This window comes from Microvirga sp. P4_G7 (assembly GCF_056401005.1).
On sequence record NZ_JBFUKD010001095.1, the window covers coordinates 1 to 719 of the forward strand.

The 719-nt window shown below is 64.4% G+C and carries 1 protein-coding gene; it reads right to left on the reverse strand.

The window, feature by feature from the left end:
* Positions 1–28: 28 nt before the first annotated feature.
* The coding region (locus tag AC1DT3_RS23240) for a TCP-1/cpn60 chaperonin family protein (protein WP_477467514.1) at positions 29–719 on the reverse strand (691 nt) is incomplete at its 5' end.

The following is a 719-nucleotide window of genomic DNA, read 5'->3' on the forward strand; positions in this document are numbered from 1 at the left end:
CCCATAGGATGGGCGGCCTTTTATGGACTTAGAAGTCCATGCCGCCCATGCCGCCGCCGCCCGGCATGGCCGGAGCGGATTCCTTGCGCGGCAGCTCGGCGACCATGGCTTCGGTCGTGACGAGAAGGCCGGCAACCGAGGCTGCGTCCTGGAGCGCGGTGCGGACGACCTTCGCCGGATCGACGATACCGGCCTGAAGCATGTCTACGTATTCTTCGGTCTGCGCGTTGAAGCCGAAGGTCGGCGACTTGTTCTCGGTGATCTTGCCGACCACGATCGAGCCTTCGACACCGGCGTTCTCGACGATCTGACGGATCGGAGCTTCGAGAGCGCGCAGGACGATGTTGATACCGGCCTGGACGTCGGGGTTTTCGGTCTTGAGCTTCGCGACCGCAGCCTTGGCCCGCAGAAGCGCGATGCCGCCGCCGGGAACGATGCCTTCTTCCACCGCAGCGCGGGTGGCGTTCAGAGCGTCGTCGACGCGATCCTTCTTCTCCTTCACCTCGACTTCGGTCGCGCCGCCGACGCGGATGACCGCGACGCCGCCTGCGAGCTTGGCGAGACGCTCCTGGAGCTTCTCACGATCGTAGTCCGAAGTGGTTTCYTCGATCTGCGCCTTGATCTGSSCMACGCGYGCYTCGATGTCSTYCTTCTTGCCGGCGCCGTCGATGATCGTGGTGTTTTCCTTCTCGATGCGGATGCGCTTGGCGCGTCCGAGC